22 protein-coding genes are annotated in these 15536 nt (G+C 73.4%); 9 read left to right on the top strand and 13 right to left on the bottom strand.

The genetic code is table 11. From position 1 onward, the window contains the following. Window positions 1-139 precede the first annotated feature (139 nt). From ABZ261_RS04530 to ABZ261_RS04495, 8 genes are all read right to left on the bottom strand, one after another. The gene (locus tag ABZ261_RS04530) at window positions 140-895 is read right to left on the bottom strand and encodes a VOC family protein (RefSeq protein WP_356855193.1); all 756 of its coding nucleotides are present in this window, start codon (window positions 893-895) and stop codon (window positions 140-142) included. Between the two features lie 39 nt (window positions 896-934). Beyond that, window positions 935-1351, bottom strand: a complete 417-nt coding sequence (locus tag ABZ261_RS04525; RefSeq protein WP_356855192.1) for a VOC family protein — start codon at window positions 1349-1351, stop codon at window positions 935-937. Window positions 1352-1385: 34 nt separating this feature from the next. Then, a complete protein-coding gene (locus ABZ261_RS04520) occupies window positions 1386-1787 on the bottom strand; it encodes a helix-turn-helix transcriptional regulator (protein ID WP_356855191.1) in 402 nt (133 codons plus the stop codon). A gap of 114 nt (window positions 1788-1901) precedes the next feature. Further along, on the bottom strand, window positions 1902-2507 hold the full coding sequence (locus tag ABZ261_RS04515) for an alkaline shock response membrane anchor protein AmaP (RefSeq protein WP_356855189.1): 606 nt from the start codon (window positions 2505-2507) through the stop codon (window positions 1902-1904). Between the two features lie 34 nt (window positions 2508-2541). Then, window positions 2542-3282: a DUF6286 domain-containing protein gene (locus tag ABZ261_RS04510; protein ID WP_356855187.1), complete on the bottom strand. Its 741-nt coding sequence runs from the start codon at window positions 3280-3282 to the stop codon at window positions 2542-2544. A gap of 52 nt (window positions 3283-3334) precedes the next feature. Next, complete coding sequence (locus tag ABZ261_RS04505) at window positions 3335-3748, bottom strand: Asp23/Gls24 family envelope stress response protein (protein WP_356855185.1); 414 nt, start codon at window positions 3746-3748, stop codon at window positions 3335-3337. Then, window positions 3745-3912 (bottom strand): hypothetical protein, encoded by a 168-nt coding sequence (locus tag ABZ261_RS04500; RefSeq protein WP_356855183.1) that lies wholly within the window; start codon window positions 3910-3912, stop codon window positions 3745-3747. The genes ABZ261_RS04505 and ABZ261_RS04500 overlap by 4 nt, the downstream gene beginning before the upstream one ends. An 87-nt stretch (window positions 3913-3999) precedes the next feature. After that, window positions 4000-4491, bottom strand: a complete 492-nt coding sequence (locus ABZ261_RS04495) for an Asp23/Gls24 family envelope stress response protein (RefSeq protein WP_356855181.1) — start codon at window positions 4489-4491, stop codon at window positions 4000-4002. A gap of 150 nt (window positions 4492-4641) precedes the next feature. On the opposite strand from ABZ261_RS04495, the gene ABZ261_RS04490 reads away from it, so the two are divergent. The 3 genes from ABZ261_RS04490 to ABZ261_RS04480 are packed head-to-tail and all read left to right on the top strand — an operon-like array spanning window position 4642 to window position 6268. Then, window positions 4642-5217, top strand: coding sequence for a sigma-70 family RNA polymerase sigma factor (locus tag ABZ261_RS04490; RefSeq protein ID WP_356855179.1), 576 nt, complete (start codon window positions 4642-4644; stop codon window positions 5215-5217). Continuing rightward, window positions 5208-5882, top strand: coding sequence for a hypothetical protein (locus ABZ261_RS04485; RefSeq protein WP_356855177.1), 675 nt, complete (start codon window positions 5208-5210; stop codon window positions 5880-5882). The genes ABZ261_RS04490 and ABZ261_RS04485 overlap by 10 nt, the downstream gene beginning before the upstream one ends. Continuing rightward, on the top strand, window positions 5879-6268 hold the full coding sequence (locus ABZ261_RS04480) for a hypothetical protein (protein WP_356855176.1): 390 nt from the start codon (window positions 5879-5881) through the stop codon (window positions 6266-6268). Before ABZ261_RS04485 ends, ABZ261_RS04480 begins: the two co-directional genes overlap by 4 nt. Before the next feature lie 161 nt (window positions 6269-6429). On the opposite strand, the gene sodN is transcribed toward ABZ261_RS04480, so the two are convergent. Beyond that, a complete protein-coding gene (gene sodN, locus ABZ261_RS04475) occupies window positions 6430-6825 on the bottom strand; it encodes a superoxide dismutase, Ni (RefSeq protein ID WP_014674929.1) in 396 nt (131 codons plus the stop codon). A gap of 144 nt (window positions 6826-6969) precedes the next feature. Between sodN and sodX the strand changes: the two genes are divergently transcribed. Then, window positions 6970-7404: a nickel-type superoxide dismutase maturation protease gene (gene sodX / locus ABZ261_RS04470; RefSeq protein WP_356855174.1), complete on the top strand. Its 435-nt coding sequence runs from the start codon at window positions 6970-6972 to the stop codon at window positions 7402-7404. On the opposite strand, the gene ABZ261_RS04465 is transcribed toward sodX, so the two are convergent. After that, complete coding sequence (locus ABZ261_RS04465; protein WP_356855172.1) at window positions 7308-7937, bottom strand: CGNR zinc finger domain-containing protein; 630 nt, start codon at window positions 7935-7937, stop codon at window positions 7308-7310. The genes sodX and ABZ261_RS04465 overlap by 97 nt on opposite strands. 100 nt (window positions 7938-8037) lie before the next feature. Between ABZ261_RS04465 and ABZ261_RS04460 the strand changes: the two genes are divergently transcribed. Continuing rightward, window positions 8038-8796 carry a class I SAM-dependent methyltransferase gene (locus tag ABZ261_RS04460; protein WP_356855170.1) on the top strand — a complete coding sequence of 253 codons (759 nt, stop codon included), beginning with the start codon at window positions 8038-8040 and terminating at the stop codon, window positions 8794-8796. Between the two features lie 109 nt (window positions 8797-8905). Here the strand turns inward: ABZ261_RS04460 and ABZ261_RS04455 are convergent, their stop codons facing one another. The 3 genes from ABZ261_RS04455 to ABZ261_RS04445 are packed head-to-tail and all read right to left on the bottom strand — an operon-like array spanning window position 8906 to window position 11641. Beyond that, window positions 8906-9658 (bottom strand): amino acid ABC transporter ATP-binding protein, encoded by a 753-nt coding sequence (locus tag ABZ261_RS04455; RefSeq protein WP_356855555.1) that lies wholly within the window; start codon window positions 9656-9658, stop codon window positions 8906-8908. Window positions 9659-9708: 50 nt separating this feature from the next. Then, window positions 9709-10644 (bottom strand): amino acid ABC transporter permease, encoded by a 936-nt coding sequence (locus ABZ261_RS04450; RefSeq protein ID WP_356855168.1) that lies wholly within the window; start codon window positions 10642-10644, stop codon window positions 9709-9711. 37 nt (window positions 10645-10681) lie between these two features. Further along, window positions 10682-11641 (bottom strand): transporter substrate-binding domain-containing protein, encoded by a 960-nt coding sequence (locus tag ABZ261_RS04445; protein WP_356855166.1) that lies wholly within the window; start codon window positions 11639-11641, stop codon window positions 10682-10684. 569 nt (window positions 11642-12210) lie between these two features. Between ABZ261_RS04445 and ABZ261_RS04440 the strand changes: the two genes are divergently transcribed. The 4 genes from ABZ261_RS04440 (at window position 12211) to ABZ261_RS04425 (ending at window position 15512) form a co-directional block, all read left to right on the top strand. After that, complete coding sequence (locus ABZ261_RS04440) at window positions 12211-13434, top strand: NADP-dependent malic enzyme (RefSeq protein WP_356855164.1); 1224 nt, start codon at window positions 12211-12213, stop codon at window positions 13432-13434. A gap of 225 nt (window positions 13435-13659) precedes the next feature. Continuing rightward, on the top strand, window positions 13660-14625 hold the full coding sequence (locus ABZ261_RS04435; RefSeq protein ID WP_356855162.1) for a zinc-binding dehydrogenase: 966 nt from the start codon (window positions 13660-13662) through the stop codon (window positions 14623-14625). Between the two features lie 111 nt (window positions 14626-14736). Next, entirely contained in the window at window positions 14737-14946 is a 210-nt protein-coding gene (locus ABZ261_RS04430; RefSeq protein ID WP_073889424.1) for an HTH domain-containing protein, read from the top strand. Further along, the gene (locus tag ABZ261_RS04425; protein ID WP_356855160.1) at window positions 14946-15512 is read left to right on the top strand and encodes a Clp protease N-terminal domain-containing protein; all 567 of its coding nucleotides are present in this window, start codon (window positions 14946-14948) and stop codon (window positions 15510-15512) included. Before ABZ261_RS04430 ends, ABZ261_RS04425 begins: the two co-directional genes overlap by 1 nt. Window positions 15513-15536 lie beyond the last annotated feature (24 nt).

Raw genomic sequence — 15536 nt, 5'->3', positions numbered from 1 at the left:
GCCGCGGCCGCGCACCGGTGGGGACGGCGACGGCGAGGGCAGGGGCTGTCCGCCGGGTCCGCCGGCCGGCGGACCCCCGCAGGCGTCCGGCGGCGCCTCGGCTCCGTGCTTTCCCGCGGCAGGCTTCCCCTGAGCGCCGTCACCCGGCGCTGCCGCCCGGAGCGCCGCCCGGCAGCGCGCCGGTGGCCGGGTCCCGGCCGGTCAGGCAGTAGACGCCACCCGCCGGATCGCGCATCACCGTCCAGTGCGTGCCCTCGTGGACCGGGACGGCCCCGTGCGTCTCGTGCCGGGAGCGGACCGCCGCGACGTCCGCGCAGGCGAGGTCGAGATGGGCGGAGGCGGGGCGCTCCTCGTCCAGCCGCTGCAGCAGCAGCCGTACGGGGAGTTCCGGCGGCGGTGCGAGCACCTGGAACTCCGGCCGGGAACCGGCCCGCCGCTCCCACCCGGTGAGCGCGGCCCAGAAGGCGGCCTCGGCGCCGTACGCGGAGGGCGGGATGTCCAGGCACACCTGGTCCAGGCGGCTCCCGGAGACCACCGGCGGACGCAGCGCCTCCCCCTGCCAGGGCACCGCGCAGAACGGCAGCCCGGCGGGCGAGCGCAGGACCGCCCAGTCGCCGTGGTCCGCCACGACACGGGCGCCGAGCCGGCAGGCGGCCCCGGTCAGCTCCCGCACGTCCTCGGCGCACAGGTCGATGTGGGCGCCGCCGTCGCCCTCGCCGACCCCCTGCACCTTCACGCACGGGTCCGCCCCGTCGGGCAGCAGGGTGACGAACTCGCCCCGTTCACCGCGCCGTTCGGACAGGCGGGTGCCCGTGACGGCCGTCCAGAAGGCGCAGGCCTCGCAGAAGCGCGCGGCGGGGCGGTCGGCGAAGGCGTACGTCCAGCGAACGGTCATGGCGGGGAGTGTAGAGGGGATCGGGCCGGCGACCGGGGGTCAGCCCGACGGGCGTTCGAGGAAGCGCAGTTGGTTGCCCGCGGGGTCGCGGAAGGCGCAGTCACGCACCCCGTACGGCTGGTCCGTCGGTTCCTGGAGGACGTCGGCGCCGGAGTCCCGTACCCGGGCGAACAGCGCGTCGCAGTCGGGGGTGGTGAAGATGACCCCGCGCAGCAGGCCCTTGGCGAGCAGTTCGTTGAGCGCCTGCTTGTCCGCGGGGGAGGCGTCCGGGCTCGCGTCCGGCGGCTCCAGCACGATCTCGACGTCCGGCTGGAGCGGGGAGCCCATGGTCACCCAGCGCATCCCCTCGAACCCCACGTCGTTGCGGACCTCCAGACCCAGCACATCGCGGTAGAAGGCGATGGCCTTGTCGTGGTCGTCCACCGCGATGAAGCACTGCGCCAGTTTCACGTCCATGAGCTCACCCTAGGACCGGAGGGCGGGCCGCGCCTCAGTACGGGCGGCGGCGCGGCCGGGTCAGCCTGCGGGCCACGCAGGGCGGGATCACCGCGCTCTCCTCGTGGTCACGGGCCCGGTAGGCGCTCGGCGTCTCGCCCACCAGCTCGGTGAACCGCGAGCTGAACGAGCCGAGCGAGGTGCAGCCGACCGCGAGGCACACCTCGGTCACGGTGAGGTCGCCCCGGCGCAGCAGCGCCTTGGCCCGCTCGATCCGCCGGGTCATCAGATAGCTGTACGGCGTCTCCCCGAACGCCTTGCGGAAGCTGCGCTGGAAGTGGCCGGGGGACATCAGGGCGTGGCGGGCCAGCACGGTCATGTCCAGCGGCTCGGCGTACTCGCGGTCCATGCGGTCCCGCACGCGCCGCAGGCGTCTGAGGTCCTCCACAGCGGTCACCCCCTCAGCCTCGCACAGCGCCGCCGCCGCGCCCGAGGAGGGAGCGGGTCCGCGGACGCACCGCCCGGGCGGTCGGAGGACGCTTCGGCCCCGGTGGGCAGGGGGCCGACGCGGTCACTCCGCGCGGTGCGGGGTGTGGCGGGCGACCTTGAGGCGGACCTCGGCGGGCAGCTCGGACAGGCCCGTGGACCGGCGGGCGGTCCGCAGCGGGCCTTCGCTCAGGGCGCCGAGGACGGCGCCGGGCGCGCCCCTCGGGGTGAGGGTGAGCCGGACGCGGGTGCCGGGACGGGCCGTCCGGCCGGTGATGCGGACGGCCGAGTGCGCCACCTCCGGCAGAGCGCCGGACTCTGCGGCGATCGCGTCGCCGAGCGCGCGGTCGCGCAGTTCGACGCCCTCCTGCGGGGGCGTGCCGCCGACGGACAGCACTCCCGGTGCGCGCCGGCGCAGTTGCCGGAGCAGCCACCACAGGGCGAGCAGGGCGACGAGGGCGAGGGCGGCGATGACCGCGGGCCACCACCAGCCCTGGTGGCTCCAGCGGGTGCGGTCGGCGGAGCTGAGCAGCACGTCGTCCGGGCGGGTCAGGGGCCAGCCGGCCGGCGGCGCCAGCTTCCGACCGCGGTAGACGTCGAACCCGGCGGAGAGGATCAGCAGGCCGCCGCCGAGCAGGACCAAGCCGGCGAGGGCCAGCAGGCTGCGATTGAGTACGGTTCGCGGCGTCATGGTGCGGGCTCCCGTCCCCGGTGTTCCCCGGTGTTCACGATCGGTCGGTACGCCGCACGCGGACGGCGATGCGGGGCGGGCGCGCCAGGGCGAGACGGTCGCGCTCGTCGTCGAGGACGGCGGTGAGGTCGTCCTTCACCTGCCGGGGGTCGCGGAAGCGGACGTCCGCGCGGGCCTTGACCCGGTGCCGGCGTACCTTGACGCGGGCCGTGCTCACTCCGGGGACCCGCTGGGCGGCGTCGCGCAGCAGGTCGGCGGCGCCGTTCCGGTCCAGGGAGGCCCGCAGCCGGGGCGCGGGGGAGCGCAGCGGCAGCCAGCGGCGCAGGCCGGGGGTGAGGGCCAGGACGAGCAGCCAGAGGCCGAGGGCGGCGGCCACGGCGGCCCCGGTGAGCATCCACACGTCGTCCACGGGGCGGGTGGCCAGGGCGTCGGTCAGGTGCCGCCGCCAGGCCGCCGACCGGCGTCCGGCCCGTACGGCGATCACGTCGGCCAGCGCGGCGACGGCCGCCACGAGGATCACCGAGGCGACCAGCGCGGCCGGGATGCGGCGCGCGGACCACGGGCGGCGGGTCCGGTGCCCCCCGTCGCGCCCGCCGCCCTCCGGCCGCGGTGCGGGCGCGCCCTGTCCGGGCGGGCCGGACGCCGCCGGCTCCTTCGGTGTTCCGGTCTTCGTCAGCGGCACTCCGGCGCCGCCCCGGGCGCGCCCGGCGCCGGGCGCGGGAGTGTCCGGGCCGGGTGTCGTGCCGGGTCCGGGAGGGTCCGGGTCGGGTGTCATGGCGGGCCTCCTTCCTGCGGGGGCGGCCCGGTCGCCCGGGTTGCGCGGCCGCTCACCGGACCCGCCCCCGGCCCGTGTCCGCGGCGGTCATCAGCCGCCGCACGGTGAGGGTGACCTCTTTGACGTCCAGGCCGGTCATCCCGGCCACCCCTTCGGCGACGTCGTGCTGGATCCGCTCGCAGACGCGGGGGATGTCGATGGGGTACGGCAGGTCCATGATCAGGTGCAGGCGCACCGATCCGGTGCGGACGGCGGCGGAGGCGCTCGGCGCCGCCGCCTCGCCCCGGTCGGGCGGTACGGCGGCACGCCGGGACTGGGCCGTGCGTGCGGCCCGGGCGGCGATCCGGGCGACCACCCGGTCCGGGATGACGGTGGCGCCCCGCTCGGCCGGGGGCGGCAGACCGGCGGTCCGCGCCGGTGCGCCGGACTCCGCGCCGGGGGACGCCGGACCGGGCCGGGTCCTCACCGCTGCCTCCGTGCCGGGATGTCGAGGTCGCCCTGGACGGCGAGGCCGGCGAGCAGCCCCGCCATGCCCAGCACCAGGACCAGGAGAAATGCCCAGAAGCCGCCGAAGTACCCGGCGAAGCCCAGGGCCATGCCGGCCACGAGGCCCGTCGTTGCTGCGTTCATCTTGCGCTCACCCGTCTCGCCCGTCTCGCGAACGTCACTGCGCCGTCCGTGTGATCACCCGCGCACGCCCGAGGGCGCACGGCGCGGTCACCGCACGCGGCCCTCCTCCGGTTCGGTCCCCTCCTCCTCCTCGTCGTCGGGGAGGTGGACGTCGGCGACGGCGATGTTCACCTCGACGACCTCGAGTCCCGTCATCCGCTCCACCGAGCTGATCACGTTGGTGCGCACGTCGCCGGCGACGTCGACGATGGAGACGCCGTACTCCACGACGGCGTCGAGGTCCACCGCGGCCTGCCGCTCGCCGACCTCGACCTTCACCCCCCGGGTGACGGTCGCGCTCCCGCCTCCGGGCACGCGTTCCCGCACGGCCCCGAAGGCGCGTGCCATTCCCGCTCCCAGGCGGTGGATGCCCGGGACCTCACGGGCGGCCATGCCCGCGATCTTCGCCACCACGCTGTCCGCGATGGTGGTCTTCCCCCGTGTCTCGGCGGGAGCCCCTGCCCCCGTGCGGCCCTTCAGCGCGCTCACGTCCGCTTCGGACCGGCCGCCCCCGCCGGCGCCGGTGATGTTGTCCGTCATGGCGGTCGCCTCGATCGGTAGGACACCTGCGTGGTGCCGTCACTGGGTTGGACATATGGGGACGCACGGTCCTCACATGCTTGATGTGTGACGTGCATCACATCGGAGGTGGGGGGTACCCGCCCGGCCCGAGACCTGTGCGGGAGCATCATGATCGAACGCACCGCCGCCCCCCTCCTGGGATGCGACCTGCCGGACGGCCTGCTTGCCGTGCGGGCCGCCGAGGGGGACGCGGACTCCTTCGCCGTTCTCGTCCAGCGGCACAGCCGGTCGCTGCTGGCCCTGGCCCGCTGCATGCTCGGCAACGCCCAGGACGCCGAGGACGCCGTCCAGGACGCCTTCGTCAGCGCCTGGCGGCGGTTGCCGGAGTACCACCACGGCGCGGAGTTCCGCACCTGGATGTACCGGATCACCGTCAACCGCTGCCTGACCATGCGCCGGCGCCGGCCCCCGCCCCTCTCCCTGGACACCGTCCCCGAACCGGCGACGGGCGACGCCTGGAGCCAGCCCGCCCGGTTCGCCGAGCAGGACGCCGCCACCGCCGCGCTGTCCCGCGCGCTCGCCGGGCTGGACGCCGGGCAGCGGATCTGCTGGATCCTCCGGGAGGTGCAGGGCCTGCCGTACAAGGAGATCGCCCATGTGACGCGGACCAGTGAGCAGACCGTGCGCGGCAGACTGTTCCGGGCGCGCCGATCCCTGCAGGAGGCGATGGGCCCATGGCGCTAGACGACTCGCACGCGCGGCCCTCCGGGCCGACCGGAGCCCGCGGGCCGGGCACCGGCCCCGCCGGCGCGGACCCGCCCGTGTTCCCGGGTGACGAGGTGCTGCCCTGCGGCCGCCGGCTCAGCCGGGTCTGGGAGCAGGCGCAGGACGCGGCCCCGCCCGCGGACCCGCACACCCTCTCCTGTCCGCACTGCCGCGAGGCCGTCGAGGGCCTGGCCGCCGTGAACGCGGCCACCCGGGCGCTGCGCGCCGAGGACCCTCCCGGCCTGCACGCGCTCGTCGGCCGGGTCATGGAGGTCGTCGGGGCGGAGGTCCGGCTCGGGCGGCTGCTGCCCCTGGCCGACCCGGACCGGGACCTGCGGATCGCCGAGAGCGCGGCGGCGAAGGTGCTGCGGCGTGCCGCGGACGCGGTCCCCGGCACGAGGGCCGCGACCTGCCGGCTCGTGCCCGAGGGCGACGGCCCCGACGTGCGGGTGACCATGACGCTGGCCGCCGGCCTGGACCGCCCCCTGCCCGACCGGGTCCACCAGGTGCGCCGGTCCGTCCTCGACTCGGCCGGACAGGACCTGGGGCTGGCCGTGACGGCCGTCGACATCACCGTCGTGGAGGTGCTGGAGCCGCGGCCGCCCCTCGCCTCCGGTCACCCGAACGGGGGGAGTGTGCGATGACCGCCGTCCGCACGACCACGCTGCTCGGCGTCGCGGCCGAGGCGGCGCTCGCGGTGCCCGGCGTGGCGGGCCTCCAGCCCCGTCTCGCCCGGCGCCTCGCGGCGGCCGCCGCGCCCGACCGGGCGGACGCCCCGCCCCCGGACACGTCACCGCAGGCCGGCGTCCGCGCCGACCGGGCCCCGGACGGCGCGGGGTGGCGGATCGAGGTGCGCTGCGTCCTGGCCGGCGGCCGGCGGGTGCCGGACGTCGCCCGCGACGTCCACGACCGGGTGGAGGCCGCCGTCACGGCCCGGCTCACCGCCCTGGGCGCCGCGGAGCGGGTGAGTGTCGTGGTCACGGTGACCCGGATCGCGGACCGGTCCGACGGAGGCGCCCCGGGGCGGTGACCCGCCGGGCCGGGGCGCGACGCGTCTCCCCGCGGCGGAGCGCCTCCCGAGCGACCGCACCCGGCCCGCGGGGACCGCCGTGTTCGGCGGCCTGCGGACCGGGTGCGGACCGGAAGACCATGCGACCAAGGACACCGCAGGTCGAACGGAGTGATCGAAGGTCAGGCCTTCTTGGTCTCCCAGAAGATCTTGTCGATCTGGGCGATGTAGTCCAGCGCCTTCTGGCCCGTCGCCGGGTCGGTCGACGCCTTGGCGGCCGAGAGGGCCTTCAGGGTGTCGTTGACCAGCTGGTGCAGCTCCGGGTACTTCTCGAAGTGCGGGGCCTTGAAGTAGTCGCTCCAGAGCACGGAGACGTGGTGCTTCGCGAGCTCCGCGCGCTGCTCCTTGATGACGGTGGCACGCGCCTGGAAGTGGGGGTCGTCGTTGCCGGCCATCTTCTCCTGGACGGCCTTCACCGACTCCGCCTCGATGCGGGCCTGGGCCGGGTCGTACACGCCGCAGGGCAGGTCGCAGTGGGCGCTGACCTTGACCTTGGGGGCAAACAGGCGGGAAAGCATGGAGCATTCCTTCCTCGTGATCGTCTTCTCAGGTGCGACATTACTCCCTGAGGGACCGGTTTTCGTCAGTGCCCCCTAGGGCTTAGGACGAAAGTCCAGGGTGAGACTGGGACTGTGGAGGAACGGACCGGGGAGGTGCCGGGCATGCCGGAGCTGTCACGGGAGAGCGAGCGGGACAGGGCCCAGGCGCCCTTCGGGCTGGCCGAGGTGACCGGCCCGTCCATGGTGCCTACGCTGCGCCACGGGGATCAGCTGCTGGTGCGGTACGGGGGCACCGTCAGGACCGGGGACGTCGTGGTGCTGCGTCACCCGTTCCAGCAGGACCTGCTGGTCGTCAAGCGGGCCGTGGAGCGGCGCGAGGGCGGCTGGTGGGTGCGCGGGGACAACCCGTACGCGGGCGGGGACAGCACCGACTACGGGGTGGTGCCGGAGGATCTGGTGCTGGGCAGGGCGTGGCTGCGGTTCCGCCCGCTGCCGGCCGGTCAGCGCTCGCCGCTGGCGCTGCTGCGCTGGGCGCTGTCGGCGGCGAGGCCGCTGCCGGCCGGCCGGTCGGCCTCCAGGCGCTTGCGGGCGCGGTAGGCGGCCACGTTGGCGCGGGTCGCGCAGCGGTCGGAGCAGTAGCGCCGGGAGCGGTTGGTGGAGGTGTCGAGGTAGGCGTTGCGGCACGGCGCCGCCTGGCACAGGCCGAGGCGGTCCACGCCGTACTCGGTGAGGTGGAAGGCCAGGCCCATCGCCGCGATCGCCGCGTACCCGGCGGTGGCGTTGGAGGGGTGGTCGGCCAGGTGCATGTGCCACAGGGGGCGGCCGTCGTCGTCGCGGTGGTCGTGCCCGGAGATCTGCGGGCTGACCGGGAACTCCAGCAGCAGTGAGTTCAGCAGGTCCACGGCCAGGGTCTCGTCGCCCTGGTCGGCGGCCTCGAAGACGGCGCGCAGCCGGGCCCGGACCGAGCGGAAGCGCGTGACGTCGGCGTCCGTGGCGCGGCGGGCCGCCGACGCGTTGGCCCCGAAGAGGTCGCGGACGGCCTCGACCGAGGTGAGCGTGTCCTTGCCCCGGACCGGCTCCTCGCTGTTCACGAGGCGTACGGCATAATCCGAGTAATAGGCCAGTTCCACTTGTAGTCCTTACGAGGGCGCTTTATCGTCGGGTCTGCGGTCGGGTAACAGCCCGTCGTGCTTCCAGGGTATTACGCGACATGAGGGGAGCAGAGGTGCCATGAGCACGCACACCGGAACGGACTGGGCGGCCTGGCAGGAGAGCTGGGACCGGCAGCAGGAGTGGTACATGCCGGACCGCGAGGAGCGGTTCCGGATCATGCTCGACATGGTCGAGGCGCTCGTCGGCACGGCGCCGCGCGTGCTCGACCTCGCCTGCGGCACCGGCAGCATCACCGCCCGCCTGCTCCGGCGGTTCCCGCGGGCCACCAGCACCGGCGTCGACCTGGACCCGGCGCTGCTCGCCATCGCGCACGGCACCTTCGCCGGCGACGACCGCGTCACCTTCGTCACCGCCGACCTCAAGGACCCCGACTGGCCGGCGAAGCTGCCGTACGACTCCTACGACGCGGTGCTGACCGCCACGGCCCTGCACTGGCTGCACAGCGAACCCCTCGCGGCCCTCTACGGTCGGGTCGCGGAGCTGGTCCGCGACGGCGGTGTCTTCATGAACGCGGACCACATGATCGACGACAGCACGCCCCGGATCAACGCGGCCGAGCGCGCCCAGCGCCACGCCCGCATGGATGAAGCCAGGCGGGCCGGCGCCCTCGACTGGGCCGAGTGGTGGCGGCTGGCGGCCCAGGACCCGGTCCTCGCCGAGCCGACCGCCCGCCGCTTCGAGATCTTCGGCGAGCACGCGGAGGGGGACACGCCGCCGCCGGCCTGGCACGCGCGCGTCCTGCGCGAGAAGGGCTTCGCCGAGGCCAGGCCGGTGTGGTGCTCGCCGTCGGACACCCTGCTGCTGGCGGTGAAGTGACGGACCCGCGGCGCCCGCGCGTGAAGTGACGGACCCGCGGCGCCCGCGGGGCAGGTCGCGGCAAGGGGGCGGTACGGGCATGCGTCCGTACCGCCCCTGATCGCCGCGGTTACAGCACCTTCGACAGGAAGGACTGGGTCCGCTCGTGCTGCGGGTTCGTCAGGACGTCCCGCGGGTTGCCGGACTCGACCACCACACCGTCGTCCATGAACACCAGGCTGTCGCCCACCTCGCGGGCGAAGCCCATCTCGTGGGTGACGACGACCATGGTCATGCCGGACTCGGCGAGGTCCCGCATGACGTCCAGGACGTCGCCGACCAGCTCCGGGTCCAAGGCCGAGGTCGGCTCGTCGAACAGCATCAGCTTCGGGTCCATCGCCAGCGCCCGGGCGATCGCCACGCGCTGCTGCTGGCCGCCGGAGAGCTGCGAGGGGTAGTGCCCGGCCCGGTCGGCCAGGCCCACGCGCTCCAGCAGCTGCATGGCCCGCTCCCGGGCCTGCGCCCGGCTCACGCCCCTGACCTGCACCGGCGCCTCCATGACGTTCTCCAGGGCCGTCATGTGCGGGAACAGGTTGAAGCGCTGGAAGACCATGCCGATGTCCCGGCGCTTCATGGCGACCTCGCGGTCGCGCAGCTCGTAGAGCTTCTCGCCCTGCTGGCGGTAGCCGACCAGCTCGCCGTCGACGTACAGCCGGCCGGCGTTGATCTTCTCCAGGTGGTTGATGCACCGCAGGAAGGTCGACTTGCCGGAGCCGGAGGGGCCGATGAGGCAGAACACCTCGCCCGGCTTCACCTCCAGGTCGATGCCCTTGAGCACCTCGACGTGGCCGAAGGACTTGTGCACGCCCTCCGCCTTGACCATGGGCACCGTGCTCTGCGGGCGGGTGTCCTGCGTCTTGCTCAGCTTCTCGGTCATGCCATGCCTCCCTTCGGCCGGCCCAGGGAGAGCATGTTGGCCTTCACCTTCTGCCACGGGGTCGGCGGCAGCTGGCGGCTGGAGCCGCGGGCGTAGTGCCGCTCGATGTAGTACTGGCCCACGCTCAGCACCGAGGTCATGATCAGGTACCAGGCCGCGGCGAGGAAGTACATCTCCACCGGGGCGCCGGAGTTCTGGCCGATGTCCTGGGCGAAGCGGAACAGCTCGGGATACTGGACGGCCGCCACGAGCGAGGTCGTCTTCAGCATGTTGATCACTTCGTTGCCCGTCGGCGGCACGATCACGCGCATCGCCTGCGGGACGACCACCCGGCGCAGCGTCTTGCCGTGGCTCATGCCGAGGGCGTGGGCCGCCTCGGTCTGGCCCTCGTCCACCGCGAGCAGGCCCGCCCGGCAGATCTCGGCCATGTACGCCGCCTCGTTCAGACCCAGGCCGAGCAGCGCCGTCAGCAGCGGCGTCATGAAGTTCGACCAGTAGTCCTTGTAGAACGGCATCAGGTTGATGTACTCGAAGACCAGGCCCAGGTTGAACCAGAGGAACAGCTGGACCAGGACCGGGGTGCCGCGGAAGAACCAGATGTAGAACCAGGCGATCGACGAGGTCACCGGGTTCTTCGACAGCCGCATCACCGCGAGGACGATGCCGCCGACGATGCCGATCAGCATCGACAGGACCGTCAGCAGGAGGGTCTTGCCGACACCGGTCATGATCCGGTCGTCGAAGAAGTAGTCGGGTACCGCCTGCCAGTTGATCTTGCCCTGGCCGAAGGCGTAGATGATCGCGACGAGGAGCGCGATCGCGATGACGGCGGAGACGTACCGCCCGTAGTGCCGGACCGGGATGGCCTTGATGGCCTCCGCGCCGGCCGGGGGCGTGCTCGTCGGCCCCGCCGTCTTGTCGATGTCAGTCACGGGTATTGCCTCTCGGTGGCCGCTCGTGCTCCGCGGGTCACTTGCCGCCGTTGATCACGGACTCCTTGACGGCGCCGTCCTGGGCGCCCCACTTCTCGAGGATCTTCTGGTACTCGCCGTTCTTGATGATGGCGTTCATCGCGGCCTGCAGGGCGTCCCGCAGCTGGGTCTCCTTCTTGGCGACCGCGATGCCGTAGGGAGCCGCCTCGACCTGCTCGCCGACGATCTCGAAGTCCTTGCCGCCGCCGGAGGTCTTCACCGCGTACGCGGCCACCGGGAAGTCGGCGGACACGGCGTCCGCGCCGCCGGAGCGCAGCCGGGTCTGGGCCTGCTGGTTGTCGTCGAAGGCCTCGATGGCGAGCTTCTTCCCGCCCGGACACTTCTTGGCCTGCTGCTTGGCCAGGTCCTCCGAGGTGGTGCCGCGCTGGACGGCGAGCTTCCTGCCGCACAGGTCGTCCCAGGTCTTGATGCCCTGGGTGTCGCCCTTGCGGGTGTAGATCGAGACGCCGGCGGTCAGGTAGTCGACGAAGTCGACGCCTTCGCCGACCTTCTTGCCGGTGTCGGGGTCGACGCCCTCCTGACGGTTCTTGTTGTCCGTCATGGCCGACATCGCCATGTCGTAGCGGTCCGAGCGCAGGCCGGTGAGCAGGGCGTCGAAGGTGCCGTTCTGGAACTGGAACTTCACGCCGAGCTGCTTGCCCAGGGCCGCCGCCAGGTCGGGGTCCAGGCCGACGACGTTGCCGGCCGAGTCCTTGTACTCCACCGGCGCGTACGCGATGTCCGAGCCGACCCGGACGACACCCTTGCTGCGGATGTCCTGCGGGAGCTTGTCGGCGAGCGGGGCGCTGCTGGTGGACGCGCTGCCGGAGTCCTTGTCCTTGTCGTTCGTCTGGTCACCGCAACCGGTGAGCAGCAGGGCGCCTGCGACCGCGATCGCACCGGCCGCGGCCAGACGGGAGCGCGCTGCGGTCGTACGACGGGTGGAGCTTGCGGTCATCGTGGTTCCTCCGGCGGATGGGAAGAGTTGCCGATGGGTCGACGGAAACACACACATTCGGGTGTCGCGACCTCGTGGGTTTACGGCATCTTGCCATTCGGACTACGCCATTCAGGGGAGTCACTATGTCAAAATCGGATAACGGGTGACCCCCGAATCGCATCAGGCCGGTACAACCCCGGTCCATCACGGCCGAACCATCTGCGGGATTCCAGTGCTCCCGCCGGAAAATCTTCGGCGTGTCTCACCATGTGATCACCCTGCCGCAGGGTCTTCGCGGCCGGACTCGGGGCGCCCCCGCCCGGCTCCGGCCCGCCGGCGGCGCGGCCGCCCCGGCACCGGCCCCCGGTTCCCGGATGTGACCTTGGGCCTATTCGACTCGTCGCGGACACCGTCCGTCCGGTAAGAAGGTTCTTTACACCCCTCATCCGGGGCTCAGGGCGCGTGTGCGGCGCGCCCGTCGCGTGTGTGCTCGTACGTATCCGCAACCGAGCCGCGCGCGGTGCCCGCCCACCCCTCACCAGGAGTGGTCGACCCTCAAACCATGCATACCTAAGGGGTAAAACGAAGTGGCAGCGGAGATCGTCAATCCTCGCAGCGACAGCGGTACGGACCAGGACGACGGGGCCGAGCCCCTCGATTCCTTCGATCCGGCGTTCGCGCTGCACCGCGGCGGCAAGATGGCCGTGCAGGCCACCGTGCCGATCCGCGACAAGGACGACCTTTCCCTCGCGTACACGCCCGGTGTGGCGCGCGTGTGCACCGCGATCGCGGAACAGCCGGAACTGGTCAACGACTACACATGGAAGTCCTCGGTGGTCGCCGTCGTCACCGACGGCACCGCCGTGCTCGGGCTCGGGGACATCGGTCCCGAGGCCTCCCTCCCCGTGATGGAGGGCAAGGCGATCCTGTTCAAGCAGTTCGGCGGCGTCGACGCGGTGCCGATCGCGCTGGACTGCACCGACGTGGACGACATCGTCGAGACCGTCGTCCGGCTCGCCCCGTCCTTCGGCGGAGTGAACCTCGAGGACATCTCGGCGCCCCGGTGCTTCGAGATCGAACGCCGGCTCCAGGAGTGCCTCGACATCCCGGTCTTCCACGACGACCAGCACGGCACGGCCGTCGTGACGCTGGCGGCGCTGCGCAACGCGGCGCGGCTCAGCGGGCGCGAGATCGGGCAGCTGCGCGCGGTCGTCTCGGGCGCCGGTGCGGCCGGTGTCGCCATCGCCAGGATGCTGGTCGAGGCCGGCATCGGGGACGTGGCCGTGGCGGACCGCAAGGGCGTCGTGTCCGCCGGCCGGAAGGACCTGACGCCGGTCAAGCGCGAGCTGGCCTCCTTCACCAACAAGGCCGGCCTCACCGGCTCGCTGGAGGACGCCCTCGCGGGCGCGGACGTCTTCATCGGCGTCTCCGGCGGTACGGTCGCGGAGGCGGCCGTCGCCTCCATGGCGCAGGGCGCCTTCGTCTTCGCGATGGCCAACCCGGACCCGGAGGTGCACCCGGAGGTCGCGCACCGGCACGCCGCCGTGGTCGCGACCGGGCGCTCGGACTTCCCGAACCAGATCAACAACGTGCTGGCCTTCCCCGGGATCTTCGCGGGCGCGCTGCAGGTGCGGGCCACGCGGATCACGGAGGGCATGAAGATCGCCGCTGCGGAGGCGCTGGCCGCGGTGGTCGGTGACGATCTCGCCGCCGACTACGTCATTCCCTCCCCGTTCGACGAGCGGGTCGCCCCCGCGGTGACGGCGGCGGTCGCCGCTGCCGCGCGGGCCGAGGGGGTCGCCCGGCGCTGAGACCGCACCGGGCCGAACGGCTCCGTCCACCCGGACGGGGCCGTTTTCCGTACCGCCCGCCGTCCGCCCTCCGCCGCCCGCCCGTACGCCCGTCCGCCGGGTGAGGGAGAAGGGTATGCGCTGGTCCGTGCCCGGCTGCGCCGCCCGGGTGCCGACGCGCAAGAGGGCATGTGTCACAGCGGGGCCTGGTTCCGCCGGCCGCGGCGCGCCCCTATCGTCGGCGGCATGTTCGCTGTCTACGCCGCCCGAATCGACCCCGACCAGCCGCTCGCCGGCCTCGCGATGGGGGAGCGCCCGGCTCCCGAGCCCCGCCCCGGCTGGAGCACGGTGACCGTACGGGCCGCTTCCCTCAACCACCACGACCTCTGGTCCCTGCGGGGCGTCGGCCTCCCGGAGGAACGGCTGCCGATGATCCTCGGCTGCGACGCCGCCGGCGTCGACGCGGACGGCAACGAGGTCGTCCTGCACTCCGTCATCGGCCAGACCGGCCACGGCGTCGGCCCCGACGAGCCGCGCTCCATCCTCACCGAGCGCTACCAGGGCACCTTCGCCGAGCAGGTCGCCGTGCCGACCTGGAACGTGCTGCCCAAGCCCAGGGAGCTGTCCTTCGCCCAGGCCGCCTGTCTGCCGACCGCCTGGCTGACCGCGTACCGGATGCTGTTCACCAATGCCGGGGTGCGGCCCGGCGACTCGGTCTTGGTGCAGGGCGCGGGCGGCGGTGTCGCCACGGCCGCGATCGTGCTCGGCAAGGCGGCCGGTCTGCGGGTCTTCGCCACCAGCCGGGACCAGGCCAAGCGGAAGCGGGCCCTGGAGCTCGGGGCGGTGGAGGCCGTGGAGCCCGGGGCGCGGCTGCCGCAGCGGGTGGACGCCGTCATCGAGACCGTCGGCGCCGCCACCTGGTCGCATTCGGTGAAGTCGCTGCGGCCCGGCGGCACGCTCGTCATCTCCGGCGCCACGAGCGGGGACCGGCCCTCGCACGCCGAGCTGACCCGGATCTTCTTCCTGGAGCTGAAGGTCGTCGGCTCCACCATGGGGACCAAGGAGGAGCTGGAGGACCTGCTCTCCTTCTGCGCCGCGACCGGTGTGCGGCCCGTCATCGACGAGGAGCTGCCGCTGGACCGGGCCCGCGAGGGCTTCGAGCGGCTCGCGTCCGGGGAGCAGTTCGGGAAGATCGTGCTCACCAACCCCTGAGTCCGGGACGGCACGGCCGAGAGGCGGGTCCGGTGTCCGGGCCCGCCTTTTCCGCGTCCCGGGTTGTCAACCAGGGTTGACATGGCGCATGCGTCAACTTAGGTTGACGTCATGACCGAGGCAACCGATCTGGCCGAGCGTGCCGGCGACCGTGATCCGCGGGTCGGCCTGCGGGCCGTGGCCGCGCTGCGCAGGCTGCTGGAGCAACTGGAGGCGGTGCAGGTGCGCAATGCGCGCAATCAGGGCTGGTCGTGGCAGGAGATCGCGGCGGAGCTCGGGGTCAGCAGGCAGGCCGTGCACAAGAAGTACGGGAGGCGTTGATGTTCGAGCGGTTCACGAGGGACGCCCGCGAGGTCGTGCGGGGGGCGGTCGAGCACTGCTCACGGGCCGGGTCGCCGTCCGTCGGGCCGGAGCACCTGCTGCAGGCACTGCTGGACCGCGAGGGCAGCCGTGCCTCCTTCGCGCTGGCCGCCCTCGGGCTCGCGGAGCGCAGGGAGTCCGTGCGCGCCGCCCTGGCCGAGGCGCGGCGGCGGGCCGGGCTCTCCCGCGCCGAGGCGGACGCCCTGGCCGGGCTGGGGATCGACGTCGCGGAGATCGTCTCCCGGGTCGAGGAGGTGCACGGCGCCGGAGCGATGTCGGGCGACGGGGAGGAGCGCGGCCGGTGGCCGGGGCGTGGGCCGCGCTTCGGCCGGGGCACCAAGGACGTCCTGGAGCAGTCGTTGCGGGTCGCTCTCGCGCACCGCGACCGGCACATCGGCGACGAGCACCTGCTGCTGGCCCTCACCGCCCTGCGGGGTGTGACGGCCGAGGTGCTGGCCGACCACGGGGTGACGTACGCGTCCGTGACCCGCGTGCTGTACGGCGCGGGCCAGGCGAAGGCGGGCTGAGGCGCGGGCCGGTGCCGGGGCGGA

This window comes from Streptomyces sp. NPDC006193 (genome assembly GCF_040613915.1).
Taxonomy (GTDB): domain Bacteria; phylum Actinomycetota; class Actinomycetes; order Streptomycetales; family Streptomycetaceae; genus Streptomyces.
This window is presented reverse-complemented; position numbering and strand designations above follow the sequence as displayed.

What these genes read in the sequence shown, in the direction of transcription:
- ABZ261_RS04430 (WP_073889424.1), top strand. Translation starts at nt 14,737, where the DNA reads ATGACCGAGGCAACCGATCTGGCCGAGCGTGCCGGCGACCGTGATCCG.
- ABZ261_RS04515 (WP_356855189.1), bottom strand. Translation starts at nt 2,507, where the DNA reads ATGACGCCGCGAACCGTACTCAATCGCAGCCTGCTGGCCCTCGCCGGC.
- ABZ261_RS04490 (WP_356855179.1), top strand. Translation starts at nt 4,642, where the DNA reads ATGATCGAACGCACCGCCGCCCCCCTCCTGGGATGCGACCTGCCGGAC.
- ABZ261_RS04485 (WP_356855177.1), top strand. Translation starts at nt 5,208, where the DNA reads ATGGCGCTAGACGACTCGCACGCGCGGCCCTCCGGGCCGACCGGAGCC.
- ABZ261_RS04500 (WP_356855183.1), bottom strand. Translation starts at nt 3,912, where the DNA reads ATGAACGCAGCAACGACGGGCCTCGTGGCCGGCATGGCCCTGGGCTTC.
- ABZ261_RS04480 (WP_356855176.1), top strand. Translation starts at nt 5,879, where the DNA reads ATGACCGCCGTCCGCACGACCACGCTGCTCGGCGTCGCGGCCGAGGCG.
- ABZ261_RS04525 (WP_356855192.1), bottom strand. Translation starts at nt 1,351, where the DNA reads ATGGACGTGAAACTGGCGCAGTGCTTCATCGCGGTGGACGACCACGAC.
- ABZ261_RS04445 (WP_356855166.1), bottom strand. Translation starts at nt 11,641, where the DNA reads ATGACCGCAAGCTCCACCCGTCGTACGACCGCAGCGCGCTCCCGTCTG.
- ABZ261_RS04425 (WP_356855160.1), top strand. Translation starts at nt 14,946, where the DNA reads ATGTTCGAGCGGTTCACGAGGGACGCCCGCGAGGTCGTGCGGGGGGCG.
- ABZ261_RS04435 (WP_356855162.1), top strand. Translation starts at nt 13,660, where the DNA reads ATGTTCGCTGTCTACGCCGCCCGAATCGACCCCGACCAGCCGCTCGCC.
- ABZ261_RS04530 (WP_356855193.1), bottom strand. Translation starts at nt 895, where the DNA reads ATGACCGTTCGCTGGACGTACGCCTTCGCCGACCGCCCCGCCGCGCGC.
- sodX (WP_356855174.1), top strand. Translation starts at nt 6,970, where the DNA reads ATGCCGGAGCTGTCACGGGAGAGCGAGCGGGACAGGGCCCAGGCGCCC.
- ABZ261_RS04495 (WP_356855181.1), bottom strand. Translation starts at nt 4,491, where the DNA reads ATGACGGACAACATCACCGGCGCCGGCGGGGGCGGCCGGTCCGAAGCG.
- sodN (WP_014674929.1), bottom strand. Translation starts at nt 6,825, where the DNA reads ATGCTTTCCCGCCTGTTTGCCCCCAAGGTCAAGGTCAGCGCCCACTGC.
- ABZ261_RS04455 (WP_356855555.1), bottom strand. Translation starts at nt 9,658, where the DNA reads ATGGTCAAGGCGGAGGGCGTGCACAAGTCCTTCGGCCACGTCGAGGTG.
- ABZ261_RS04460 (WP_356855170.1), top strand. Translation starts at nt 8,038, where the DNA reads ATGAGCACGCACACCGGAACGGACTGGGCGGCCTGGCAGGAGAGCTGG.
- ABZ261_RS04510 (WP_356855187.1), bottom strand. Translation starts at nt 3,282, where the DNA reads ATGACACCCGACCCGGACCCTCCCGGACCCGGCACGACACCCGGCCCG.